Origin of the sequence: Tardiphaga sp. OK246, assembly GCF_900188215.1 — a bacterium.
Taxonomy (GTDB): domain Bacteria; phylum Pseudomonadota; class Alphaproteobacteria; order Rhizobiales; family Xanthobacteraceae; genus Tardiphaga; species Tardiphaga robiniae.
The window spans coordinates 414,009-439,874 of record NZ_FZOX01000002.1; the positions used below are offsets into that span (position 1 = coordinate 414,009).

General features: G+C 58.0%; 9 protein-coding genes. 3 read left to right on the top strand and 6 right to left on the bottom strand.

The annotated features are described in order from the left end of the window. The 6 genes from CHC01_RS09370 to CHC01_RS09390 all read right to left on the bottom strand — a co-directional run bounded on the left by CHC01_RS09370 (window position 1) and on the right by CHC01_RS09390 (window position 6,519). Window positions 1-2,175 carry a TnsB C-terminal domain-containing protein gene (locus CHC01_RS09370; protein WP_089264041.1) on the bottom strand — a complete coding sequence of 725 codons (2,175 nt, stop codon included), beginning with the start codon at window positions 2,173-2,175 and terminating at the stop codon, window positions 1-3. A 17-nt stretch (window positions 2,176-2,192) separates the two neighbouring features. Then, window positions 2,193-2,753 (bottom strand): PDDEXK family nuclease, encoded by a 561-nt coding sequence (locus CHC01_RS09375; protein ID WP_089264042.1) that lies wholly within the window; start codon window positions 2,751-2,753, stop codon window positions 2,193-2,195. 98 nt (window positions 2,754-2,851) lie between these two features. Then, entirely contained in the window at window positions 2,852-2,998 is a 147-nt protein-coding gene (locus CHC01_RS32290; RefSeq protein ID WP_176454541.1) for a hypothetical protein, read from the bottom strand. A gap of 491 nt (window positions 2,999-3,489) precedes the next feature. Then, window positions 3,490-5,472: an AAA family ATPase gene (locus CHC01_RS09380; RefSeq protein ID WP_089264043.1), complete on the bottom strand. Its 1,983-nt coding sequence runs from the start codon at window positions 5,470-5,472 to the stop codon at window positions 3,490-3,492. A 42-nt stretch (window positions 5,473-5,514) separates the two neighbouring features. After that, window positions 5,515-5,853 carry a DUF6634 family protein gene (locus tag CHC01_RS09385; protein ID WP_089264662.1) on the bottom strand — a complete coding sequence of 113 codons (339 nt, stop codon included), beginning with the start codon at window positions 5,851-5,853 and terminating at the stop codon, window positions 5,515-5,517. A 216-nt stretch (window positions 5,854-6,069) separates the two neighbouring features. Then, window positions 6,070-6,519 (bottom strand): hypothetical protein, encoded by a 450-nt coding sequence (locus CHC01_RS09390; protein WP_089264044.1) that lies wholly within the window; start codon window positions 6,517-6,519, stop codon window positions 6,070-6,072. A 764-nt stretch (window positions 6,520-7,283) separates the two neighbouring features. On the opposite strand from CHC01_RS09390, the gene CHC01_RS32295 reads away from it, so the two are divergent. The 3 genes from CHC01_RS32295 to CHC01_RS33285 all read left to right on the top strand — a co-directional run bounded on the left by CHC01_RS32295 (window position 7,284) and on the right by CHC01_RS33285 (window position 25,848). Beyond that, entirely contained in the window at window positions 7,284-7,424 is a 141-nt protein-coding gene (locus tag CHC01_RS32295) for a hypothetical protein (protein WP_176454542.1), read from the top strand. 656 nt (window positions 7,425-8,080) lie between these two features. Further along, window positions 8,081-9,328, top strand: coding sequence for a hypothetical protein (locus tag CHC01_RS09395; protein ID WP_141137065.1), 1,248 nt, complete (start codon window positions 8,081-8,083; stop codon window positions 9,326-9,328). Between the two features lie 11 nt (window positions 9,329-9,339). Beyond that, entirely contained in the window at window positions 9,340-25,848 is a 16,509-nt protein-coding gene (locus CHC01_RS33285) for a calcium-binding protein (RefSeq protein ID WP_089264046.1), read from the top strand. Window positions 25,849-25,866: the final 18 nt, after the last annotated feature.

Below are 25,866 nucleotides of genomic sequence, written 5' to 3' on the forward strand. Positions count from 1 at the left end.
TCAGTCCTCTACGAACCAGTTGCCATCGGTCGTGTCGTCACGCGGCTCTTCGGCCGTAGAGCCGGTGTCCACTCCAGCGTCGTCCGATTGATCTTCGTCGCCGGTGGACACGTCCAGGACATCGGGAGCATCTTCGCCGCCACCGTCACGGACGAAATCGAAATTGCGGACCACGTCACGATCGAATTTCTCAATGTCCGGAGCGGTCAGGAGGGGCGAGGCAATCCCCGCGCGTTTGGTCGCCATCTGGGAGAACTCCGCGATATCTTGGAGCGCCTGTTGCACGATGTGCGCGGTGATTTTTGCCATGTCGGCGTGCTTCTGTCGGAGAACGCGTGCCGCACGCATCCAGTGCTCGACCGACACGCCTTGGAATCCAGACGTCAAGCAATCGACCGAGATCCATCCCGTATCAGCAACCCCTTCAGATCCGGGCTTAGGACGGACGGAGATGCGGCTCAGATCCGTGCGGTCGATGCGCACCAACACCGGTTTCATTCGCGTCGTTCGGCGAAGGCGCTGAAGCTCGGGCGATTGATAGTACAATCCAAGGAAGCGGACACCGCGATTTCCGATTCTGGCCTCGAGGGTGAGGCCGAAGATGTGGCGGTTGACCTCCTCATCGGGCGGCGGCATGACCGGGAAGATCTTGTTCAGGCGCAGCCATGCGTTGCGCGGGGTTTCTCCGCCGAGACCCGAATGAGGCGTGTTGTGATAGACGTCGACGATCCACCGAACGATCATCCGGCCCATTTCGAAGGGGTCGAGCTCCGCGTTCGCTTCGGACTCATAGTTGCCCTTGGCGACGGGGTTTTCGAACGACCGTCCTTGAAACTTCGAGACCAGGCCGGAGTGGAGGGTCCGGTAGAACCGCTCCTGGGTGCCGCGCATTTGCGGCACTCCCGTCGTCGGAAATTGCGTCTCCGATCCAAGATCGATAATGCAGGAACGATACCCGATGGTTTTATACCAGGTGGCGGAGTCGTTAGCGTAGCACTCGCCGGTCCCAAACATATCCCACGGCGTTACGCACCCGGCGGCGGAAGCATAGGCGGACTTGTCGTTGACCGACATTTCCAGCGTTGCGACCGCGCTGGCTTCAGACGGATTGTCGACGACGAGGGCTGCCAGACAACACCGGGTGCGAGTATCCATTGCCGTCGACACCCAAAGGCGTCGTCGCTCCACTTCGGCCTGCTGCTTGGGCGTGAGACGGTGCCAGAGTTGTGCGTCGGTCAACAGCGTCTGCAGCGGAATCCTGTTTTCGTCGATTTCAACGCGTTCCAGCGGACGCGTCACGGAAAGACCGTTATGGACGATAAAGAATTTCTTGCGCGCCGCCGCGGGGGATTCACGCCCGGCGTAGACGTGGAACGGATCCAGGCCGTCGATCACGCGCTCGAATGCAGCTCGGCTCGGCACCTTCAGCAGGCGCTCGCCCGAGATCTTGCGCCTGTCGTTCTCCTTGCTGATTTCTCCGTGAAGAAGGATCAGGAGCGAAATCTTGCTCGGCTGTAAGCGGCTTGCATACATGTCGGCGTATTTTTGCATCAGCGCGCGCTCCTCGCTTCCGAAACGCGGGGTGCGATTACCGGAGCGGCGATAGCTATGACAGAGCGCCATCGCATCCCACGCACAGGCGGAATACGCAGCAAGCCATCGGCGAAGGGCTCGGGGGCTAGGGGGGCGCCGAACAGCGACATCCTCGCTTCCGCACCGGCCTCCGTTCAATTCGGACAGGACCAGGTTTGCAAGAATGGAACGGACCGCTGCCTTCATGGAATCATCGGAGCGGGTGGCAACGCCTTCCGCTTCCATCCGCAGAAACTCGTCACAGAATCCCTTCCGGAACAGCACACGTGCCAGCAGCTTGGGCGGGAGGTCGCTGACGAGCGTCTCCGGCCGGGCCGCTCGCAACTGCGCCTTGCTGGAGAGGAAGAAGCCCCGGCAGTGACGCCACTTTCCGCTCTTGCGCAATTCATCGATCTGCGTGTGGGTAAAGGACTCGCACATGTCGGGATTGTCGAGACGACGCAGCACGTGTCCAAATTCGTCGTCGGACTTCGGCACATAATCGACGCCGTCGATCGTGACCTTGTCGGTCGGATCGAGACGAAAACGCGGTACAGAGGTGGTCGAGAGGGCCGTAGAATTTTGAGAGGTAGCGTTGTTCATCGTGTTTCCTGACTTGTCTAATGGGGTTTGACGAGACTGCTGTACGTGATGCGGCCAGGGCCAACGTGCTCCAGAACGCAATCATCGATCAGGCAGACCACGGCGTAGAAGCCGTGGCCGTTGTTGATGGAGGCCGCGAGCAGGGAATTGATGCTCGCCGCACCGCGCATTGTTGCAACGACCTTGGCGATCGCTGCGATGTCGTCCTCGCACCGTGTGCGACGAGCGCGATGGATCAGCCGCGCATTGTCAGCGCGGACGCGAGTGATGTGCTCACCGGTACGGACCGCAAAATCATCGGCGAACCCTTTGGGCGCTTGCGCCCGGATCAGGTCGATCGTTTCCGTGATCCCGCTGGAGGCAACCCGCTTCGAAGGCTTCACGGCGAATGCGGTTTTCTGACCGCTTTTCAGGTGAGCCACTAGGTCGAACGTGTGTTTTCGCTGTTTGTCGTCGACGTATCCGATCGCATCCTGATCTCGAACATCGTCCACGTCCGGATGGGCGAGGAGGATGTATGCGAGATCACGTTCGAGGGTGCTCTCGTAGGTGATTTCTCGGTTCTTCTTGGGATTCACGAAGGCTCCGCTGGTTGACCGTGAAGATGGGGAGGGCCGCCGACTGGCGAGCGAGGCAGACGGCGGACACCAGGCGGTGCCTTCATCCGCTCGAAGCGTCAGGGCCTTCCTATGCGCAAGCCCTCGTCATCGTCCTTCACCGCGGCATCGCAGGTGGACGCGAGGTGCTGGGCAATGTCATCTACAGGGGAGAGCGACTGCGGATGGATGGGGAGGTAAATGCGGGTCTTCTTCCGGGTCGTCATGACGCACGTCTCCTTCGTTCGGCGCACGTAAGGGCGCCAAGATGAGGCCTTATCGAGAAATCGAGTCCAAGCGGACCGGGTCGTCGGAATGGAATGTTCGAATGCGGAGATTGATCTGCGAATGAATCCGCAGCGTCAGCGCGATATGATGTCGTTAGTCTGATGGCTGGTGGTGATCATGGGTGATATCTCCTCATCCAGCGCAGGGGATGCGCCGGATAGCCTTCGATTGACAGTTCAGGCGGGCAAGCCGCCAGACCGTCAGGCCGATATGTTGAGGATCGCCGATTTGACGTAGAACGAGCCACAGATGGAGGCGCGAACGAATGCGTTGAACATAGTGTGCCTCCTCTGGTCATGATCACCGCAGTTGATGATCGGGTGCTGTTCCCTCGCGATGCGCGAAGTAGATGTTCGCACAAGGCAAGTTCGTCGGTGGTGCTCAAATACGGCAGCAACGATTTTAGCGCAAGATCTCAGTAGACGGCGTGCTAATCCACTGGAGTCTGAGTTGCTCCTTCATTATCCAGGCGATCACAATTCGATGAAAAATTATTCGGATTAATTTCGCCGAGCAGTTCGGAAACATCCGTCGTAGTTAGGGTTTTTCGAAGTGCAAGAGAGGTTTCGAGTAATTCGAGCGCCTGTTTGTTTTGGCCAATGATCGTTCGCGCTCGATGTGCGCACGCCTTGAGCCTCGCGTGGACCTGGCGACGGAGGTGAGAATCGCGACGAACCTGTGCGAGGATTTTCGCTGGGTCGTCCGAAGTCAGGTAGACAAGACTTCCGCCCAGCCCAAGCGATGCGTCCATCCGTGCCGCCAGGATCGTGGCGAGGTGAATGTCTGAGTTTTCCTCTCCTCCGCCACCGTCTGCGTGGCCACCCAGAACGACGTCTTCAGCAGCGAGACCAGCGAGCAGGGTGGTGATTTCGGCGAGATAGCTTGCTCTCGATCGATCAAAGCCAGGTGTTCGGCGAAACGTCGTCTGTCCGCCAGTATTCTGTTGCGTGATCTCTTGCATCACCCGGATGTCGATCAGGGTGCTTCCAGATTCAGCGCTCAACAGGCTCCCGACTAACGCATGCCCGGCCTCGTGAACACACATGCGTCGAAGGGCGGCCTCCGACAGACGGATGCGAGAAGGAAGGCCATGCTCGAGATCGGTGCTCGTCATTGGCCGGTGTGCATGTCGCGCGCGCCTGCGTGCATCACGGACCAGCTGTTCGATGATTGCGCCGGTCGCGCCCTCAAGGTGGGTTGCGATATCGGCAAGATCGACATCCAGCAGATCTTCACCGAGGTGATAGCGCAGAATACTGAGGCGCGCCTGACGATCCGGAAAGGGAATCTGGAGGTGCCTGTCGAGACGCCCTGGTCTGAGAAGGGCCGGATCGACCTTTTCAGGGTAGTTTGTCGCCGCAACCACGACGACGCCTTCCCGCGCTTCCGCGCCGTCCAGACATTCCAACAGGGCGTTCACGACTTCCCGAGAGTATTTCTCATTTGGCCCGCGGAGATTTCGGCGATCTCCCACAGCATCGATCTCGTCGATGAACAGAATGCTCGGTGCAGATTTGACGGCTTCATTGAAGGCGGCGCGCATCGCTTTCAGCAGGTCGCCGAGATGACCCCGGGCTTGCCACCTCGCAAGGGAATGGACATGCACAGGAACGCCGCAGGTGTTGCCTAAGGCTCTTGCAAACGTCGTTTTCCCGGTTCCAGAAGGACCACTAACCAGGACTCCGCGATCGACGTCCGTCCACGGGATGCGCTGCTCGCGGTAGTCCAAGATGTCTCTTGCCAGCGATTTTCCCCAGTCGGCCACTTCGCCGAGCCCGGCCATATTCTCGAGACGAGGGTGGTTGGACGCGGCGGTGATCGGCGGCTCCTTGGAAGCGGACAGGTATCTCTGGATTCGCCCGGTGGCTTGCCGCAGAGTAATTCCTCGCTGCAAGCAGATGTTCAACACATCGATTGGGAGGGCGGCTGCCGCGGAGAGGATGCTGGTGGACGGTGTGCTATGGAAGAGCGTTTGAAACGTTGCGGCCAGTGCGCGTTCATCGACCGGGTCGAGCATTACGATTCCGTCCGCGAGGGTCCGGAATGCGGCAGGCATGTCCGTTCGGTCCGAAGCGAATCCGAAAACGGTTCCTTTGTCCGATAGCGTTTGAATTGCATCGCTTGCGTTCGTGACCTTTCGCGTATTCTCCTTCAGCCACGCCATTACGTCATAGATCGCTCTCTTCTCCGTAGTTTCGCGCAAAAGCGACAGGCTTTCTTGGGCGAATACTTCGATATCTTCCGCGCGATGGACGACGAAACCGACGAATGCTGGCCTGCCGCGTAAGGCATGATGCAGGTCAAGTTGGCGCAACCCTCGAACGATGAGATTGCGTGCGATCAGCGCGGCGGCGTTCTGGGGGCGAGTTTTGACATGACGCCGCGACGGATCTGCGAACTTCTGACTGTTCATAGACAACTCCCAAACATCGGAAAACGGATCAACGGGCGACAGTCAGTGACGGTCTTCTGGCGCGAAGGCAGGCTCGCCCAAGGCATAAAACCGGGACAGCGTTCGCGCATATCCAAGCGTTGGCGCCAGCAGCCAAAGCTGTGAAGTGATGGTCGTCCGTCGGTCCCGGATCCGCGGATGGCCGTGGACGATACCCGTGAGACATGGTTCGGTGCGCACCGTCGTCTCCCAGTTCTCCAAGACGGGTGCGTCGTCGAGCACTCGCCGCCCGGGGTGTTGCCCAACTCGAACGCGCTCAAGATCGCGCAGTAATTCGCGCAAGAGATTGATTTCGACATCAAGTTGGGGACTAGGAGAACGATCTTTGATCAGACTAGCCATGACATAGCTCCGCCTCTTGCGGTCCCGGATCATTCCGGCACCAGGGAAATTTGTGAATTTGGTGATGAACGAGCCGCAGATGCGAAATTCGCGGCATCGGCATGATCAGGATGAATGGAGATTGAGTTCGAGAGTGCACGGTGAAACCCGCACCGACCGATCTTCAATTGGCCTTAGATCGGCATCAGCAGCGCATTTCCCGAAACGTCCCGGTGGTCAGAAATCTACAAGCAGCCAGGAATCGCTTAGTGCGCGGTATCGCGGATCGATCACAGACCGCAAATTCAACGCCCATGAAATCAGAATCGGCGAAGCGGCATCGCGTTGGATCGCGCATGCAACCGTGGCGGACAGCGCAAGATCAATTTCCCGAGCGCCCTTTGGATGGATCTTAAGTTGCCGAACCGCAATGCCAATGGCTGCGGCGGCGTCACCGCTGACTGCGGCCGACCATCGCGGCTCGAAGTTTATCTGCGTGCCCTTTAACGCTCCTCGCAATGGAGCGAGATCGCTTCGCGAAAAGTCGTCTGCCATCCGGGTGCGCCACCAAACCAGCGGCGAATCGGCGTCCGGCGTGGCGAGATTCAGTGGCGTCGCTGGTGGCTTGAAAGGCCAAGGCTGAAAGGTTTCACCGGAAATACGGGCATGATTCATCGTCACGGGCATGCGCTATCCTTCGTGCTTGATAGATTTGAGGACTGCTTGTTCGAGATGACACGGCGACCCAGCGAGGATTCGATACGCGAATCCTTACTGTGTGAAAGACTCAATGATGGAGGAGCTTTGGTGCTTTCTGCCCGGACTGGTCTCGCGCCTCGTCGGTGCGAAGGATCCAACCTTAGGTAAAATAATATCACGGACGAGTATTCGTGTCCGGGAGGGAGCTTCCGGGATGGTTAACGGCAGAGGGCGCGAGATGAAAGTGCTAACCACAGGCAGTCGTGACTGAGCGTCGGACGCTAAATGTTCTTCAGCACTCGTTTTGCTGAAGCTCTATCCGGTTCGGATTTCCGTTTCATCTTTGCTCCATGCGGCGACGAAGAGGCAGAAACCTGCTCTTCGCGAAGTCGATCAATTCTCATTCCGGATGAGCCGCGCCAACGGAAGCATCGGACGCGGACGCCCGTTCAGCGAGGCGTCGTTCATCGGATTGTCATGTGGGATGATGACGCCCCCTAGCTGCCAGTGCACAATTAGTCGCTTCCAAGTATTTGGTGATGTCCTTCCATGGATCGACGCTACAGTGGATTGTGCCGGGGGCGCCTTCCTCCAGGATCATCCTTTTCGATAGTGGGCCTAGCGGGCTCAGTCCTTCCGCGGAAAGGAGATCTCGGATTTTGCGTTCAGCGAACTTGGCATACGCATAGCATCTCAATGGGTCGCCTCGCGATCTCGCAACGGAGAAGTGTGACAGAGCAGACAATCCGGAAATGAGCACTCTGCTAGATGGCTGGCCGCTCGATGACGACGGCTCCGCGAAGCTCGGCGAGCGGCGCTATGTCGCAGCTTGGGCTGATGACGGCAATGGGGCAGGTGGGTATTTGGAATTCAGATTTAACAAGCCGAACTGACGCCACGCTCTAAAGCAAGCCGCCTTGATAAAATGGCTGGATACACCCAACCAGAGGCGCGAAGTGAAAATCATAATTGATATCAGTGGGGATAACCAATGGCGCTTGTCCCCAACGTCGCTTACAAACGCGAACCGCTCGTCTCCGCTCTCTTATACTCACGCCGCGTGGGCTTCTCTAAAAGCGGGGCGCTTTAAGTTTACCGAAGGGAGAATGCCGTACATTTATTCTAGAATAAATAGGAGCGCTGCGTCTTTACAATCTTAGAGGGATTGTTACTGTTAATGTCTGGGCATGAAGTGAACTAACGAAACAGTTAGACGGCGGCCCTTGAGGCACTTCCTCAATGGCGGCAATATATTATTTGGCGGCACCAACGTGTTCTGCCGCTGTGCGCACCTTACTGATAGCCGCCCTAATCAGCATCACTCTAGCTCTTCCTTGCTACGAGCCGACCGGGCGAGACACGGTCAAATTCGATTGGTTTGACAGGATGGCTGTCGAACGATCCCATGTAGGCCAGCTGCTGACGATCGATGTCGGATGCGGGTCTGAAGTCCGGCAGATTCGTGGTGAGGCGCGAAGCTCGCACTCACTCTGGGCTCCCTACTTTCTCGAAAAAATTTCAATGTTCCCCGGTCTGGGAGAGAGCGCGGTTGCGTAGGCTCATCATTTTCGGGGCAATTACTGCTGTGCTGCTATTCGGTGTGCGGCAATGGGGGGCTTGGCGATCAACGCCGGTTCAGCAATACGCGCAGGAACGCGGCTACTTCTATCGGCTCAGGGCTGGATTTGAAGTCAAGGAAACCGGTGAGCGGCTGGATTTCGATTATGTGGTGGCCTGCAATATACGCCTGACGCGTTGGCGTGACGGCGGATTGTCCAACGATACCAGCTTCAGTCCGCGTGTCATGGTCAAGGCGGTCGCAGGCGGTCAGGCGGTGATGCTGCGCACGCTGGACGCCTGTCACGGTCTGACTTCGGAGAACGAGGATATTCCGCCGGATGTACTGCCGCTGGCGATCTGGTTCGACAGCGTCGCGAGTTTGTCGACAGGGCTCGGTTATGTCAGCGAAGCCGCCTACGAAAATCCGCTCGGGAAGCTGAGATTCCACGGCGCCCGCGTCGATCACGCAACCCGCGCCGACTGGGAAGCCTGGCGCAAGGCGTCGGCCGACGACTATGTCGAGCAGGGTATGTTACCAGGGCCATGGGGGTACGACTTTCCAAATATTCCTGACGCCAGCGATCCAGAGCTCTACAGGTACGTGTCGCAATGTGACGGCTACATGCGGCAAAAGCTGCCAGAAAACATGCGCGAAAAACTTCGTGCGATCTGGCCGCAGGAGCGTCCGCGGTTCTGGACGCTGTCCAGCGAAGAAGAGCGTCTGACCATCGGGGAAGTCATTTCCGATCCCAATCAGCCGTTTCCACCGGGCATTGGGCCATGGAGCCGGCGATTCGGTTCGCCTGGCGACTCGCGCGCCAGCGGGTTGCCTGTCCAAAGCGGGCGATTGGTCGGCAGTTCGTTGAATGCAGATGGCAGCCGCAGGGCCCATGTTCCAAGCCGCTGGCCCACCGAAAACTATCCTTCGCTGTGGCCGACACTGACCTCGGTGCTTCCCGTCACCATGGGGCCGATCCCTTCACCCGGCGCCTATGCGCAAAAGCTTGAGTATCGCGAAGGCCAACTAAATGGCTTCGCTGCCTGCCAGAATAGCGCGGAAGCGCAGGGGTACAGGATCCGGAGCGAGGATCCGGCCTGGATGACCAAGCGTCATTTGTTCCAGGTGGATGATGTGGTCGTCAAGGAACTAAGTCAGAAGACGCCAATGCTTTCGCATCCGGTGTACGTCGGCGAACGAGACGAGGCCGTATTTGTTTACTTTTCAACTCTCTTTTAGGGGATAGACCGATGGCTGGCTCACTTACCGGAATGGCGCTCTATGCTGCTCTGTCGGAGCACATCTATCGACGCGATGCCTCGCTGGATCAGTCGATAAAGCTCGTGGACATCACAGGAGCAAATGCCCCTCTTGCAATTCAAAATCTGCCTGCGGGTCTGAATCTATCTAGTGACAACGGGTACATTTATTCCACTGGCGGCGGAACGAGCGGCTTCGTAGCCATGGTAAATGTCATCGGCGACAAGTATGTCGTCACGTTCCGAGGGACTGACTCGAATGTCTCAGCTTGGGAATCCGTTTATGCTGGATTCATGAACGGAAATACGCCGACTGCGCCGACGACGCCCAACACATATCAAGGCGTGCTCGACTACGGAGACCTTTATACAAGCAGGAATCTTGGATTCGGATCGACATCGACAACACAGTGGGACGCTGCAAAGGCGTTGGTTGATCTCGTGCTCAACACGCTTGCCAACGGCGACAAATCGAAAGTCGTCGTCACCGGGCAATCGATGGGGGGCGGACTTGCAGGACTGGCTTCGGCATATTTTGGCGTTGAGGGCGATGTATTCGCTCCGGCTCCATATGCGGCCCAGCTCAAAATCGAAGCGGTCCGGCTGGCGCTGCCAGAGTTCTTGCAGCAGAACTCAAGTTATTTCAGTGGTTTGTTTTTCAGCTTGAGCGCTGATGCAAAGGTGCAAGCGCTCGCGACCTCGTCATTTACGGGTTTCCGCGATTACCTTTTTGCAGATACGCAAGCGTCATTCGAGGCGATGAAAGCTGCGCTGGCAGCTGCGACACAGACATATACGGATTCGTTTCAGCTAAACATCAACAGCAAACTGCATGTCCAGCGGGTTGATGGAGAGATGCTGACGGCGCCGACATTTCTCGGCACGTTGACGGGAGCTGTTTCCGAACAGCTGAAGGCTGCCGAGAAAATCTACCAGATCGGTGACGCGAGCGACGAAGGAAAGCACAGCCCAGCGCTTCACGCATTACTTGCTCTGACCGACCAAGGCTCACAGAAATTCGAGGATCTGCTGAGGAAAGATCAGATACTTCGCTACAGTATCGTAGGCGAGCCAAACGCTGGCGGTTCAAAATTGAATTTGGTTTCCGCACCTATCGACCATGGCCGAGTAGGGCCGACCGACGATCCAAGCAAGCTGCTTTCAAGCGGACCGAATTCAAATCTGATGGAAGATCTGCTCTGGAAAGCCTATGGGACCGGCGCAAACAATCTGTACGATTATTTCTACAAGTTATTCAATGACACGCTTACAAAGGGGGCGGCTTCAACAGGAATGGACCGCGATAACAGGTCGGCTTTGTCAATCCATGACGGAGTGGTCAAGCTGGCGCTGCAGGTTCTCCGTGATGCAGCGCAGAACACCAGTACGCTTAATCAAGTGAAGGCCAATCTGGGCGGGACCTGGAATTTTGCGGGAGGGAGCGCTGACGGCGTCCCCTATCAAGATAAAGTCATTATCAACCTGTCCCAAATTACCGCGACAGATCCCCTTCTCAAGGATTCCAACGGCCAGGCGTTCGGCGTTCGTGACATCAATTATGCCATTGCTACGGCGGCCAAAGAGGCGATCGCGACCGTCGTCCGCGATTCTGCGTCGCAATCAATCTTGGTAAAGCAGCTGATTGGTCGTTCTCCCGCCGAGATCGAGGCGGGCGTCGCTTTTGGGAATTGGGATAAGCTGGTCGTCCAGGCCGGCTTAAACCCTTTGAGCTACGACGCTCGCGCCACAGGCGTGACTGCGGATGCCACAAAGTCCCATGTTGTCTTTGGCGGCAACGGTGAGGATACCATCAAGGGATCTACAGTTAAGGACTATCTCATCGGCGGCGACGGGAAGGATACGTTTGAGAGCGGTGGCGGAAATGATCTGATCATCGGAGGAAACGGGGAAGACAGGTTCATTGCGCGGATTGGATCCACGGTCGCGGACGGCGTCATCTTTCTCGGTGGGCCGGACAAGGACACCGCGGTCTACGGCGATGATTTCAACGGAATCAGCCTGTCGATCACCGCATCTCGGGCAGCGCAGTATTCAGGTCAAGTGGGAGCAAATGTCGGCTACGGCGCCCGGATCGATCAACTCATAGGTGTTGAGCGCCTGGAGCTTGGAAAGGGTAACGATACCGCTGCATTCACCAATGCAGCTCAAAAATTGGGTATGACCATCGCGCTGTCAGGTGGCAGCAACACGTTCTTGCGGACCCAAGATCAGCAGTCGCCCAATCCCGCACAAGTCGAGGCAAAGAAAGGCGCCTTCACCACCATCGAATTCTCGACGGTGGGCGCAACGGGTGCGCAGACCCAGACGCTGACGACGTCCGCTGACTTTCAGGCCAGTGAGCGATCTAACGCCGTCATTGTCATCAACGGCCATCAACTTGTCGGCGGTGCGACGTTCGATTTCGACAAATTTGAGTATATCAGCAACGGCAACGTCAAGCCGATCCATTTGATGAACAGCAGCCAGTCGTTCCCGGTTGTGGCGACTGACGCCCAGCTGCAGCGCTGGATCGACCAGCAGACCGATGTGACGGTCAAGTATTTCGCCGGCATCAGCGGAGGGCTGGCCGGATTTTCCTTTGCGGCAATCCTGTACGCGGATCTTGCGAAATTCGTCGATAGCTGGAACAGCGCCTATATTCAAAGGATCGTCGGCGTCTATGGCGAGGTCTATAATCTCGGTTCGCTCGCGGCCGATGGCACCCGGACGCTGACGATCACGCTCAATGCGGCCCTCGATGGCGTCAATCAAACGGTTGTCATCAATAACTGGAAGCAGGGCGATTACGGCATCAGTATCTCGCAGTTCAGCTACGGCCAGGGCCTGGATAGCGGCACCAACAAGAATGGCCAGGTCGACTCCCCGGGAACGGTCTCGCTGGCGACCCTGCGCGCCCGACTGGCAGAGATCGGCATTGTGCCGAGCGCGCCGACGGCTCCCGGTCCCGCGGCACGCAGCGCGGACGATGGATCTGATGATGCCGTTTCGCTGGTGCGGGTCGGAAATGCGGAAGCCAACGATATTGCGGGCGGTCTCGGCGATGACCTTTTGCGCGGCTACGCGGGTGATGACAATCTGCTCGGCGATGCCGGTCATGACATTTACGTCTTCGCCGTCGGCGACGGCCACGATACCATTGAAGACCTGTCCCCTGAGGGCGGCGTAATCCGATTTGTCGAAGGTCTCGACGTGTCGTTGATCACGAAACAGCTGGTGGCCGGAAGCGGCGGCAATCAGGATCTGCTGATCACCTATGGGCAGGGTGATACGATCCTGATCAAGGACTGGTCCACGCTCTCCCCGGAACAACAAGCGCTTTGGACGTTCGAAAGCGTGACCGGAAAGTTCACGCCTGCCAATTCAGCCGATGAGCCAGATCTGTCAGTGGTGCCGGAAGAAGCCGGTGGGGTGGCGCTGACGCTCATAGAAGGTACCGGAGGAGCAGACGTTCTCGATGGTATTGACATCGACGAGCAGATTAGCGGGCAGGGTGGGGACGACGTCATCAATGCGTACGGCGGCGCCGATACCATTGATGCTGGCGATGGCAATGATATCGTCGATGGTGGTGCGGGTAGCGACACCATACGTGGCGGTCGCGGGGACGATCGCATCGCTGGCGGTGATGGTGACGACATCATCATCAACGACTTTGGCGACGACGTCTTTATCGGCGGTCGCGGCAATGATAAATTCTACATCGAGAATAAGGACAACGGCAACGATACCTTCATCTTCAATCGCGGGGATGGCCAGGACATCATTGCGTCGGCGTTCAATTCCGACACCTTGAGGCTCGGACCGGGCATTTTACCGTCCGACATCCTGATCCTGCGTCCGTTGCTGCTTAGCGCCCCTACGAATCCGAACGGTGACCTCGCCGGCGACATGGTGATCAGGATCGCGGGGACGGACGATCAGATCACCTTCCGCAACAGCTATGTACTGAATGGTCTCGGAGATCCCAATGCGGACATGAATTCAATCGGGCCGCTGCGCATTGTATTCGACAACGGGGTAATCTGGAGTCGCGAAGATTTGCTGCGCATCTACGCGGCGCAGGCCGCCACCAGCTCCGCCGACGAGATATTGGGTTCGCCGAATGACGAGACATTCCAGGGCGGCCTTGGCGACGATGTCGTCTACGGCAATGGGGGCAACGACACCTTTGTATGGAACCGGGGTGATGGCAACGATACCGTCGTTTCTCTGGGGGGAGGCAAGGACCTCACCCGGCTCGCATTCGGTTCGGGAATAACGACGTCGGACGTCAGCTTCTCGATGTCGCAGGGTTTGGTCGTTGCCGGGGAGAATGGCGGAATCATCGCTGGCGGTTTCGACAGGATTGTGTTCGCCGACGGCACGGTCTGGACCCGGGCGGATATCAATCAGCGCTTATTGAATACGCAGATAACCGGCGGAAACGACACCATCGTGGGAACCGTTGAGGCCGATGTCATCAATGGCGGTAACGGAAACGATACGATTGAAGGAAAGGGGGGCAGGGATATTCTGGACGGCGGAGCCGGCAACGACACGCTTACTGGTAACGGCACCGTGATCTACCGGTTTGGATCGGCGTTTGGCCAGGACGTCGTGCACGACACGTCCTACGAGTCCACCTATCCCCTCCAGGACGCCGATTCTCATCGCGATCGCATCGAGTTCACGGCTTACAATCTGGCTGACTTCATGATCGCTCGCACCGGATCCTACGATCTGCTGATGTCCCGCATAGGATCGACCGATCAGGTCACGATCACCGGATACGGGATCCCGCCGGGCGGCAGTATCGAAAACGTCCTGTTCCAGGATGGCACCATGCTCGCCTACAACCAGATCAATGCGATTGCCGACCGCATGGCGACCGCAACCAATGTGATCAATGGAACGGCTTCGGCAGATTCGATAACCGGTACGGCCACCGGCGACAGGATCATGGCGGGCACCGGTGTTGACACCATTCACGCCGGCGATGGCGACGATCTGGTCTATGCCGGCGACGGTGACGACATTGTCACCGGAGATGCCGGCAACGACATTCTGCTCGGCGGTGCCGGGATTGATAATATCTCCGGCGGCGCAGGCAGCGACATCATCTACGGCGGTACCGGCAACGATGTCGTGTCCGGTGATGCCGGCGCGGACGTTCTGTTCGGCGAAGGCGGCAACGACCAACTGGTCGGCGGCGCCAACAACGACACGCTCTACGGCAACCTCGGCGACGATGCGCTGACGGGCGGCGCCGACAACGACACGCTCTACGGCAACCTCGGCGACGATGAGCTGACGGGCGGGGCCGGCGGGGACATGCTGGTGGGCGGAGCCGGCAACGACACCTATGTGTTCAACAGGGGGGATGGTCAGGATATCATTCGTGCCGCGGTCGACCGGACTCCGGGCGAAACAGAAACGCTCGTGCTGGGTGGCGGCATCACCCTGAGCGACGTTCACTATGCGCTCGACGGGCGCGACCTCATTATCAGCTTCACGGCCTCGCCGGCAGATCGGGTGACCGTCAAGGATTTCCTCGGCGCGGGGGTACTTTCGAGCATCGTCATCGGTGGCGTCGTGCAATCGACCACGCAGATTCTCGACAGCCTGACGGGGGCCACCAGCGCTGGCGGAAATGCACTGCCCACTGCTTCCAGCGGCGGGACCAGCTTGGTCTACGGTGGTCGCGGCAACGACACCCTCACCGGAAATGACCAGGGCAACACTTATGTGTTCGTGAACGGTGATGGTCAGGACCGGCTCGACAGCCCGCGGCCGTTCTTCCGATCCGGCACCGACGATCTGATGATCAACGGCTACGCGTCGTCCGACGTCGTTCTGTCGCGCGCGGGAACCGATGGCCTTGATCTTCGGGTCACTTTTACGTCGGGATCCGATCGGATCGATATATCCGGACAGTTCGGCAACGGATTCATCGGCATCGACAGTATCGGCTTTGACGACGGCACAGTCTGGCTGATGAGTGATATCAAATCGCGCATCATGTCGCAGGCGGCCACTGGCGGCAACGATGTCATTACTGGCTTCGACGACAGCGATGATATCGTTCGCGGCGGAGCGGGGGACGATGCGCTCGCCGGCGCCGGAGGCAGCGATCGCTATGTCTTAAATATTGGCGACGGCCGCGACACCATCACCGACTCGTCGGGAAGCGACGACCGGCTGGAATTCGGCGCGGGGATCTGGTCGAACAGCATTGCTGTGACACGTTCCGCCACCGACGCGAACGACGTCATCCTGACAGTGTCTGGAACCGATGCCGTGACCCTCAAGGGATTTCTCGCCGGGTCGGAGAGCGGTGTCGATAAGGTAGTGTTTGCGGATGGCACGGTGTGGTCCAAGACCACCGTTGCCAATGCGATTTTGGCATCAAAGATGACGACGGGCGCCGATACGATCGTCGGCACCGGGTTCGCGGACGCCATCGCGGGCGGATTGGGCAATGACACCTTATCGGGTGGCGCTGGCGGCGACACCTATTCATTCAACCGCGGCGACGGTCAGGACAACATCGTCGAGCTGCAGGCCGACGGCAATGACCGTCTGAAATTGGGCAGCGGCATCACCGTCGCCCAGGTCACCCTGCGCAAAGGGAGTGTCGATCCCACCGATCTCGTGGTGGATATCGGAGGCGGCGAAACCATCACGGTCAAAGGGCAGCTTGCCGGTGGGGGCGCTGGTATCGAGGCCATCATGTTTGCCGACGGCACGGTGTGGGGACCGGTCGACATCGATCAGAAACTGATGACGCTGGCGCAGACCTCGGGTGCCGACACGATCTACGGGTCCGGCAATGCCGACACGATTACCGGGGGCGCCGGTAACGATGTTCTGGACGGTCGCGGCGGCGCCGATGTGTACGTTTTCAACCGGGGCCACGGACAGGACACGATCTTCGACAGCGGCACAGGGCTGGATCGCATCGAATTCGGCGCCGGCATTGTCGCAGCCGACGTCGATTTTTCGCATGGATCGAATCCGAACGATTTGATCATCACCCTGCGCGGCTCTACCGACTCGATCACGGTCAAGGATCACTTCGTAGTCGGCGGTGCCAGGATCGGCCAAGTCGTGCTGGCTGACGGCACCGTGTGGTTCACCTCCGACATCGCCGTGCTGGCCGGCAATCACGCGCCGACCGTGGTGAGCGCGATCGGCACCAAAAACGTCGCGCAAAATGCTCTTTTCAGCTTTGCGGTCCCGGCCAATACGTTCGTGGACAGCGATGCCGGCGACACGTTGGTGCTGACGGCGACGCGCGCTGATGGCAGCGCGTTGCCGGCCTGGCTGCGTTTCGACGGTGCCACCTTCAGCGGCACGCCGGCCAACGCCGACGTGGGGCTTCCGATCCAGGTCCGGCTGTCCGCGACCGACCGGGACGGCGACATCGTTACGCACGACTTTACGGTCAATGTGACCAACATCAACGACGCGCCCGTATCGACCACGCTGATCGCCAACAAGCAGGCGACGATAGGGTCTGCCTTCTCGTTCCAGTTCACGACCACTCAGTTTGTCGATCCCGATAACGGCCTGGCGGGCGTAACGGCCCAGACACTGACTTATACGGCGAAGCTCGGCAGCGGCGCTGCGCTGCCGTCGTGGCTGACCTTCGATGCCGCGACACGAACGTTTTCCGGTACGCCCGTTGCGGCCAATTCAGGGGCGCTGGACATTGTCATCACGGCGTCGGACGGCGTGGCTACCGGCACTGCACGGTTCGGGATTTTTGTCGGCACCTCTGGCAACACCGCTCCGGCCGTGGGCACCGCGATCGGTACGCAGACGGCTGCCGAAGATTCGCCGTTCACCTTTCAATTGCCCGCCGGCACGTTTTCGGACTCGACCGCGGGTGACCGGCTCCGCTATACGGCGACGCTTTCGAGCGGCGCGGCGCTGCCGAGCTGGATCGTGCTCGATGCGGTGACCGGCGCGTTCTCGGGGACACCGGGAAATGCGAATGTCGGCCAGTCCACGATCCGCGTTACCGCCACCGATATCTTCGGTGCGTCGGCTTCGGCCAACTTCACGCTCAACGTGACCAATGTGAACGATGCTCCGACGGCTGTCGGCACGCTGGACAACTTTGTCACCAACGAAGACGCGCTGTTCAGCTACACCATTCCTCCGGCGCTGTTTTCCGATGTGGATGCTGGCGACGTTCTGCTGCTGTCCGCACGGCTTGCGGACGGTTCGCCGCTTCCGGATTGGTTGATCTTCAACCCGGCGACACGCACGTTGTCCGGCATTCCCGACGGCGAGGACGTCGGAATTCTGAAAGTCATCGTCGTTGCCACCGACACTTCCGGAGCAAGCGTCGAGCGCAGTATGTTCGTCCTCGTCAATTCGGTCAACGACGCGCCGGTGGTCACGCATGCGCTTGAGGATATTGCCGTCGATCGCGGGCAAGCCTTCACATTCACCGTTCCAGCAAATACATTCGCCGACGACGGTGGAGGCGTAAGCTTGGTCGCCAAGATGGCTGACGGCACCGCTCTTCCGGATTGGCTTTCATTCGATCCGTTGACGCGCACATTTGTGGGAAATCCGGATTACTCGTCCGTCGGTGACTATGAAGGGGTGCACGTCTATCGCATCGCGTTGACCGCGACGGATGGGGTAGGAGCGTCGACAACAACGATTCTGAATCTCGAAATACGCGGTCCACATCAAGGCGTGCTCATCATGGGCACCGCTGGAAACGACGATCTGGTCGGGCAGCTTGGCCCAGACATCATCTACGGGCTCGGCGGGAACGATACGCTCCAGGGGCGCGAGGGGCCGGATACCTATGCCTTCGATCTTGGATTCGGACACGATACGATTTTGGACCACTACCAGACTGGGCCCGGTCTCGAAACAACGACAGTGGGAGACATCATCAGTTTCGGCGCTGGCATAACCAAATCGAATGTTACCGTCACGAATCCCGACGCGTGGAACAACAGCCAGATCACCTATCACTTTGACGACGCGACGCTGATCGAGGACTTCTTTGCAGGAGACATCCTCCTGACCGTTGGGTCGACCGGCGATACGGTCCGTATCGAGCACCAGACAGTCAACTCCCGTTTCGATGACTACAGGCACTCGGTCGAGCTGGTTCGCTTTGCCGACGGATCGACTTGGTCGGCGGCAGATCTGACAAACATGGTTACGACAGGGGGAAGCGGAAATGACACGTTGGCCGGCGACAGCTCCGACAATGTCATCTCCGGAGGAGCCGGCAATGATCGATTGATCGGTCGGGAAGGTAACGACACGCTCTGGGGTGGACTTGGGGACGACGATCTTTACGGCCAGGAAGGCGACGATACATATATCTTCAATCGCGGAGACGGCCATGATCGAATTGTCGACACCAATAGCTATACGTCATTCAACCACGGCTTTGACACCCTACGATTTGGTGCAGGCATAAGGCCGTCAGACCTTATATTCACTAGGAACACGGAGAACCCTGACGCCTTGTCATCCGTTGCCGGCAGCTTGCTGATTCAGATCGCAGGCACCAACGACAGCATTCGCGTTTATCGTCAATATTCGATCAGAAACGATCTCTCCCAGGGCATCGACCGGTTCGAATTCTCCGATGGAACGGTCCTCAACCGATCGCAAATCGATGAACTGGTTAATCCCGGCAATCTGATACAGGGAACAGACAGTGCTGAAACGCTGACCGGAACGAGCGCCGGCGAGCGCATCGTCGGGAAAAAAGGCAATGACATGCTGCTGGGAAGCGGCGGTGACGACACGTATGTCTGGAACCTCGGCGATGGCAATGACACTATCCAAGAATACACGATCACGAGCTTCGATGTTCTGGAGCTCGGTGCCGGAATTCGGCCGCAAGATGTTACCCTTTCCCATGTGAGTGGGCCGTCTGGCGACCAACTGGCCGGCTATCATCTTTATTTAACAATTGCTCCCACCGGCGAAAAGATCACGATCAATTGGGAATTCCACGGCACGTCGTACAGCACGATTGAAGAAATCCGTTTCGTCGATGGCACCGTATGGACGACGGAGTCGATCATCGCCGGATTTCTCGCATCAACGCCGGGCAACGACATCATTCAAGGTTTTCCCTATCGCAACGACATCATGGATGGCGGTGCCGGGAATGATGAACTCCACGGTTCATTCGGCGCCGACACCTACGTGTTTGGTCGAGGTTACGGCGTAGATATGATCTACGATAAGCCTGACGGCATTTTCCAGACGGTTGTTGACCGCATTCAGTTCAACAGCTCCGTCTCATCCGCCGATGTCGCACTGTCTAGGGTCTATCGCACCGACGCCGATGGCATTCAGGTCATCGATACTGTATTTTCGATTTCCGGAACGACCGACAAATTGATTATTGCTGGAGCCCAATACCAATCCGAGGCTGACCAGTTCACTTCCATTACATTTGGTGGGGATTCAGCATATTGGGCTGGCGACAGTCTGGCTGCCCGATACCTCGCTCAGGTTGCTACGACTGGCAACGATAACGTGATTGGCTTTGCCAAGGATGAAGTCATCAGCACCGGCCTCGGCAACGATACGATCGACGGCACTTATGGCAACGATACCCTGATCGGCGGCGCCGGAAACGATACCTATGTGCTCTCGCGCGAAGGGATCAAGATCATTCATGACGCTGGAACTGCCGCGGACCTCGATACGCTACAGCTATCGAACATTCTAGCGGCGAATGTCAGGATTATCAGAGCGGGGAACGAAAACGATCTGATCATCACGACAGCCAATCCAAACAGCGATGGAAAAGCGATTCTGCAGGGGCGCCTGATTGGGGCTGAATACAGCGCGGATCAAATCCGGTTCGCTGATGGCACCATCTGGAACTACGCGACGATCCTGTCGCACGCTCAGGCGGCTGCGGCAGATGCACACCTGGTCAACGGAACGACCGCGGCGAACACGATCGCAGGAACAAGCTTGGCCGAGACGTTCGATGGCAAGGCGGGAGATGATGCGATCTCCGGCGGAGCTGGCGAGGATATCTACATCTATCGATCCGGCGACGGCAATGATGTGATCACAGATACCAGCACGGCGGACGAGATCGATACGCTTAAGCTCAAAGACTTGACATCAGGGCAGGTCACTCTTCTGAAATCAGGCGCGGATCTCGTGATCCATGTCAATGCGACCGGGCAGGACATTACGATCAAGGACCAGTTCACAACTGATAAATTTGGTATCGACGAGATCGTGTTCAGCGATCGCACGGTTTGGGACCGCGCAGCGATCGGCAACCGGGCGAGCAACCATGCGCCGACCGACGCGACCATATTTGGCGCGGCGGTTTACGAGAATGAGGTCAATGGCGCAAGTTCCGGCACTGTATCGGGCTTCGATCCCGACGGTACGTATGCGTTCACCTATGCGCTGATCGACAATGCCGGCGGTCGCTTCGCCATTAACGCGAGCACCGGGCAGGTGACCGTCGCGAATGGTGCTCTGCTCAACTATGAGGTGGCAACGTCCCACAATATCACGGTGCGCGTGACGGATCCGGGCGAGCTTAGCATCGACAAGACGTTCACGATCAATGTGTATAATGCCAACGAAGCGCCGACCAACGCGACCATGGTCGGCGGATCTATTGCGGAAAATTCCACCTATGGCACCCTCGTTGGATCGGTGACGGGGATCGACCCCGACGCGGGCGATGCCTTCACTTACTCTTTCACCAACGATGCTGGCGGCCGCTTCACCATCAATGCCAGCACCGGCGCGATCACCGTCGCTAGTGGTGCGCTGCTCGACTACGAGACCGCTACCTCGCATAGCATTACGGTGCAGGTCACGGACCAGGCTGGATTGACCTTTGATAAGACGCTGACGATTACGCTGACTGACGTCAACGAATCCGCCAACCATGCTCCCACCAATGCAATACTCACCGGCAGCTCGATCGCGGAGAACGCGTCGAATGGCACGACAGTGGGGATGGTCGCCGGGGTCGATCCGGACGCCGAGGCGACGCTGACCTATTCGCTGACGGACAATGCCGGTGGTCGGTTCGCGATCAATGCCACGACAGGCGTGCTGACCGTGGCCAACGGCACGCTGCTGAATTTCGAGAGCGCAGCTTCGCACAATGTGACCGTGCGGGTGACCGACCAAAGTGGACTGACCTTCGACAAGGTGTTCACGCTGGGCGTGACCAACGTCAATGAGGCGCCCAGCAATGCGACGCTGACCGGCGGCTCGGTGGCCGAGAATGCGGCGAATGGCACAGTGGTGGGGACGGTGGCCGGCGTTGATCCGGATACCGGCGCGACGCTGACCTATTCGCTGACGGACAACGCCGGTGGTCGGTTTGCGATCAATGCCACGACGGGGGCGCTGACCGTTGCCAACGGCGCGCTACTCGATTTTGAGACCGCCAGCTCGCACAACATTACGGTGCGGGTTACGGACCAGGGTGGATTGTCCTTCGACAAGGGGCTGACGATTGCTCTGACCGACGTCAGCGAATCCACCAATCATGCCCCGACCAACGCCACGCTGACCGGCGGCTCGGTGGCCGAAAATGCGGCCAATGGCGTGGCGGTGGGAACGGTGGCAGGGGTCGATCCAGACGCCGGGGCGACGCTGACTTATTCGCTGACGGACAATGCGGGTGGTCGGTTCGCGATCAATGCCACGACAGGCGTGCTGACCGTGGCCAACGGCACGCTGCTGAATTTCGAGAGCGCAGCCTCGCACAATGTGAGCGTGCGGGTGACCGACCAAAGTGGGCTGACCTTCGACAAGGTGTTCACGCTGGGCGTGACCAACGTCAATGAGGCGCCCAGCAATGCGACGCTGACCGGCGGCTCGGTGGCCGAGAACGCGGCGAACGGCACAATGGTGGGGACGGTTGCCGGCGCGGATCCGGATGCCGGCGCGATACTGACCTATTCGCTGACCGACAATGCCGGGGGGCGTTTCGCGATCAATGCAAGCACTGGCGCCATCACCGTCGCCGATGGTTCGCTGCTCGATTACGAGACCGCGACCTCGCACGCGATCACGGTGCGCGTCGTCGATCAGGGCGGGCTGGCCTTCGACAAGACGTTGACGATTGCTCTGACAGAGGCGGAAGGTGAGAGCTATCCGTTCACTCGTGGTGATGGACAGATCGTCATAGGAGGGGATTACGGTTCCATAAGCTTTGATTCATCAATTGCTGCCAGCGATATCCTGCTGCAATCGGATGGATCGGATCTGGTGATCCTCGTGCGGGGGACCGAAGACAGCATCCGCATTGGCGGTGATCTGACGATTAACGACTGGGGAACGTCGAGCGCAATCCAACAGCTCAAGTTCAGCGATGGCAGCACGATGGATATCGGGCAGCCTGCGCCAGGCGTCGGGTCGCCAATTACGTTTACGTGGGTTGGAACTGACACTTCGGTTTATAACGGGAGCATCTACGGGAACGACGTTTTCGAGATGGTCTCGGGGTCTGGCTGGGGATTCGACACTGGTGGTCAGACCACTGTGCTGTACGGCGGGGGGCAGAGCTATATCTGGGCAAATGGCGGCACCGGCGTCATCAAATTCGCTCCGGGAATATCGGCCGACGATATAATACTCCAATCGGTCGGTTCGAATCTCATAATTCTCATAAGAGATACTGACGACCAAATTCTGGTCTATGAAGGCTTGGCGCTAAATGACTGGGGAGCGTCGAGCGCAATCCAGCAATTCCAATTTAGTGACGGCAGCACGATCGATATCGGGCAGCCAGCGCCGGGAGTTGGGTCGCCAATCACGTTCACCTGGCTTGAGGCCGGTAACGGAAGCGCGTACGGGAATAACGTTTTTGAGATAGCTCCAGGTGCGAGCCTTACATTCAATAACGCTAACAGTGGCCAGAACACCGTTGTATTCGGTGGAGGTCAGAATGACATCAATGCAAATGGAGCCACAGGCGTCATCCAGTTCGGGGCTGGAATATCCGCCAGTGATATCATTCTTCAATCGCAGGGCTCGGATCTGATAATCCTCGTGAGAGGTACGGACGATCGCATCCAGATCTATGGTGGTGGCTTGACGATCAATGATTGGGGGGTGTCCAGCGCGATTCAGCATCTCCGGTTCAGCGACGGCAGCACGATGGATATCGGGCAGCCTGCGCCAGGTGTTGGATCACCAATCACGTTCACGTGGGTTGGAACGGACACTTCTGTTTATAATGGAAGCATCTACGGGAATGACATCTTCGAGATCGTCTCGGGATCAGGCTGGGGCTTCGACGCCGCCGGTGGTCAAACGACCGCTCTATTCAATGGTGGGCAGAGTTACATCTGGGCCAACGGGGGGACAGGTGTAGTCAAGTTCGGGCCAAGCATATCGGCGAGCGATGTCATCCTTCAATCCGAAGGTTCGGATCTCGTAATTCTCGTGAGGGGGACGGACGACCGCCTCCAGATCTATGGCGGCCTAACAGCCAATGACTGGGGAACGTCGAGTGCGATTCAACAACTCCAGTTCAGCGACGGAAGCACGATGGATATCGGGCAGCCTGCGCCAGGCGTCGGATCACCGATCACGTTCACCTGGGTTGGCACCAGCACTTCGGTTTATAACGGCAGCATCTACGGAAATGATGTCTTTGAGATGGTCTCAGGATCTGGCTGGGGCTTCGACACGGGTGGCCAGACCACTGTTCTATACAGCGGGGGGCAGAGCTATATCTGGGCAAATGGCGGCACTGGCGTCATCAAGTTCGCTCCAGGGATATCGGCCGACGATGTAATACTTCAATCGGCGGGGTCAGATCTGATGATCCTCATAAGAGGCACCGAAGACCGAATTCAGATCTATGGTGGCCTGGCGCTCAATGAATGGGGAACGTCGAGCGCGATCCAGCAATTCCAGTTCAGCGATGGCAGCACGATCGATATCGGGCAGCCTGCGGCAGGCGTTGGATCGCCCATTACGTTCACGTGGTTGGAGCCTGGCAGCGGAAGCATTTACGGGAATAATGTTTTTGAACTCCCTCCCGGGACGAACCTCACATTTAACAATGAGAACGATGGCCAAAACACAGTTGTATTCGGCGGAGGTCAAAACAATATTGATCCAAACGGAGCCACAGGTATCATTCAGTTTGGAGCCGGAATATCTGCCGGTGATATCATCCTTCAATCTGAAGGTTCGGATCTTATAATTCTCGTGCGGGGGACCGAAGACAGCATCCGTATAAGCGGTGATCTGACGGTTAACGAATGGGGAACGTCGAGCGCGATCCAGCAGCTCAAGTTCAGCGATGGCAGCACGATGAATATCGGGCAGCCCGCGCCAGGACTCGGATCACCCATCACCTTCACTTGGGTTGGAACCAGCACTTCAGTTTATAACGGCAGTATCTACGGGGACGACGTCTTCGAGATGGTCTCAGGGTCAGGCTGGGGCTTCGACACTGTCGGCCAGACCACTGTTCTATACAGCGGGGGGCAGAGCTATATCTGGGCAAATGGCGGCACCGGCGTCATCAAGTTCGCGCCAGGAATATCGGCCGACGATATAATACTTCAAACGGCCGGTTCGAATCTCATAATCCTCATAAGAGATACTGACGACCAAATTCTGGTCTACGAGGGCTTAACGGCCCATGAAGGGGGAACGTCAAGCGCGATCCAGCAACTCCAGTTCAGCGATGGCAGCACGATGGATATCGGGGAGTTCGAGCCAGGAGTTGAATCGCTAACGGTAACAGAAAATAGTGCTGATACTGACGTTGCTGGCGTGACGTTGGATGGAACTGCGGAGTCTGAAACGCTGACAGGCACGTCTGAAGAAGATGTATTTAGCGGACTCGGCGGCAACGACACCCTTCGCGGTTTGGGCGGCGGGGACACCTATAAGTTTGGGGTGGGTTCAGGTAACGACTTGATCCTTGAGGCGGGTACCGATTCCGGGATCGATGTGGTGCATCTCTCTGCGCTCGCAGTTTCGGACGTTACATTTGGCCGATCGGGCAGCGATCTCCTCATCAAGATTAATTCGTCAAACGAAGAACTCATGGTCGAAGGCCAATTCGATGGCCATCCGCGGATCGAGCAGGTGCATTTTGCAGATGGAACGGTTTGGGAGGGCAGTCAGATCACTGATGCGGCGGCCTGGATCCACGGGACCACTGGCAACGATACGATTTCGGGCACGGTCTGGAATGACACCATTTCCGGCGGTGCGGGAAACGATACATTGTCGGGCGGGGCTGGTGACGATCTATTCGTGTTCAGGACTGGTTTCGGTCAGGACAGCATCTCCGATTTCAGCGTGGGGCACGACAAGCTCGAATTCGGCGATGGATTGTTCTCCGATGCGGCGGCCGCATTCGCTGCGGCAAGTGCCCAAGGGAGTGACACGATTATTACGATAGATGCGTCAACGACCGTTCTGCTGCAAAACGTCGCTTTGGCGAACCTGCACGTGGACGATTTCCGGGTCGCATAACTAACGCTGGTGGGAAGT